Raw genomic sequence first — 2,559 nt, 5'->3', positions numbered from 1 at the left:
GAGGTTTCTCTAATAGCTATTTTAGATGCAGATAAGGAAGGCTTCCTACGTTCTGAAACCTCTTTAATACAAACGGTTGGACGTGCAGCTAGAAATGCAGAGGGTAGAGTTATCATGTATGCAGATAAAATCACTCGTTCTATGGCCGCTACTATTGAAGAGACTGCAAGAAGAAGAGAAATACAATCTCTATACAATGAGGAACATGGAATCATTCCTAAAACTATTCAAAAAGATATTAGAGACAACATAGAAACGCTTAAATTAGCTGAAGAAGAGGAAATTTACGGAATATCAGATACAGATGATAAGGAACAAATTAAAGCGAATATAGAAAAATTAAAATCTGAGATGATGGAAGCGGCTACTAATTTACAATTTGAAAGAGCTGCTGAATTGAGAGATAAAATTAAAGAACTGGAAAATAAATTGAAATAAATACAATTAATAGAAAGGAATTTATAATGGAAGATAAAATAGTCATAAGGGGAGCTAAAGAAAACAACTTAAAAAATGTAGATTTAGTTATCCCTAGAAATAAATTCATAGTATTTACAGGATTATCGGGTTCAGGAAAATCTTCATTGGCATTTGATACAATTTATGCAGAAGGTCAGAGAAGATATGTGGAGAGTCTTTCATCATATGCTAGACAATTCTTAGGGCAAATGGAAAAACCAAATGTAGAGTATATAGAAGGGCTTTCACCTGCTATATCAATAGACCAAAAGACAACATCTAGAAACCCAAGATCAACAGTTGGTACAGTTACAGAAATATACGATTATCTAAGACTTCTATTTGCTAGAGTAGGAGAAGTATACTGTCCAGTATGTGGAAATAAAATAAGTCAAATGACTATACAGGAAATTGTAGATAAAATACTAGAATTTCCTGAAAGAACCAAAATACAAATACTGTCTCCTATTGTTAGGGGTCAAAAAGGAACACATAAAAAGACACTTGAAAATATAAAGAAAGAAGGCTTCGTAAGAGTTAGAGTAAACGGAGAAAATTACGAGGTTACAGATGAAATTGAACTAAGTAAGAATAAAAAGCACAATATAGAGGTAGTTGTGGACAGAATAATCGTCAAAGAAGGAATTGAAAATAGACTTTCTGATTCAATTGAAACTGCTGTCAAGCTATCAGATGGACTTGTAATAGCTCAAATTATAGGTGGAGAAGAAATTTTATATTCTACTAAGTTTGCATGTCCAGACCACGGTATAGGAATAGAAGAGTTATCTCCAAGAATGTTTTCATTTAATGCACCTTTTGGAGCATGTGACGAATGTAAGGGTCTTGGAGAAAGTAGAACAGTAGATAAGGATTTAGTAATTCCTAATAAGGATTTATCTATAAATCAAGGTGCAATTGCAGCTTGGGGATCTGTCAGCAAGAGCAATGATACTTATTACAGCAAAATGGTAAGAAGTCTAGCTGAAACATTCGGTGTATCTCTAGATGTTCCATTTAAGGAGTTACCAGAAGATTTTGTAGAGGAGTTACTTTACGGTAAAAATAACGTGATGGTAGAATTTGAATACGAATCCAAATATGGAGGAAGAAGACATTATAAAGCTCCGTTTGAAGGTGTTCTTGTAAATCTAGAAAGAAGATATAACGAAACATCTTCAGAATATTCAAAGGAAAAAATAGAAGAGTTTATGGCAGAAACACCTTGTCCCAAATGCCATGGAAACAGACTTAAAAAAGAAGTTTTATCAGTAAAAATAAACGGAAAAAATATAATTGAAGTAACAGAGCTTTCGATAAATGAGTTAATAGATTTTATAGATAATTTACAATTAAGTGAAAAAAATCAATTTATTGCTCAGGAAATATTGAAGGAAATTCGTGAAAGAGCATCCTTCTTGAGAAATGTAGGTTTGGAATATTTAAATCTATCTAGAAAGGCAGGAACTCTATCAGGTGGAGAGGCTCAGCGTATAAGACTTGCTACTCAAATAGGTTCAGCTTTAGTGGGAGTATTATATGTACTAGATGAGCCAAGTATAGGTCTTCACCAAAGAGACAACGATAAGCTAATAGCATCACTACAAAATTTAACTAAATTAGGTAATACGCTGATAGTAGTTGAACACGATGAAGATACTATGAGAGCGGCAGATCACATAGTAGATATAGGACCAGGCGCAGGAATCCACGGTGGAGAAATTGTAGCTCAAGGTACAATGGAGGAAATAATAGCAAATCCAAATTCTATAACAGGGATGTACTTGAGTGGAAAGAGAAAAATCGAAATTCCAGACACTATTAGAGAAGGAAATGGAAACTTCATAGAAATAATAGAGGCAAGTGAAAATAACCTTAAAAATATAGATGTCAAAATACCTTTAGGAAAGTTTGTCTGTATAACAGGTGTTTCAGGCTCAGGAAAGAGTACACTGATAAATGAAATATTATATAAGAGTGTTGCAAATAAGGTAAATAGATCTAAAACTAAGCCAGGAAAGCACAAAGATATAAAAGGCATAGAAAATATAGATAAAATAATAAACATAGACCAAAGCCCTATAGGTAGAACTCCTAGAT

Annotated in this window: 2 protein-coding genes; both read left to right on the top strand. The window is 33.2% G+C overall.

Going from position 1 to position 2,559, the window contains the following annotated elements:
• A partial coding sequence (locus SPD90_RS12955; protein WP_320925502.1) for a UvrB/UvrC motif-containing protein occupies positions 1-438 on the top strand: 438 nt, incomplete at its 5' end.
• 26 nt (positions 439-464) lie between these two features.
• Positions 465-2,559, top strand: a 2,095-nt coding sequence (uvrA, locus tag SPD90_RS12950; protein WP_320925501.1) for an excinuclease ABC subunit UvrA, incomplete at its 3' end; no start/stop codon positions are given.

Source organism: Intestinibacter sp. (genome assembly GCF_034113885.1).
Lineage (GTDB): Bacteria > Bacillota > Clostridia > Peptostreptococcales > Peptostreptococcaceae > Intestinibacter.
This window is presented reverse-complemented; position numbering and strand designations above follow the sequence as displayed.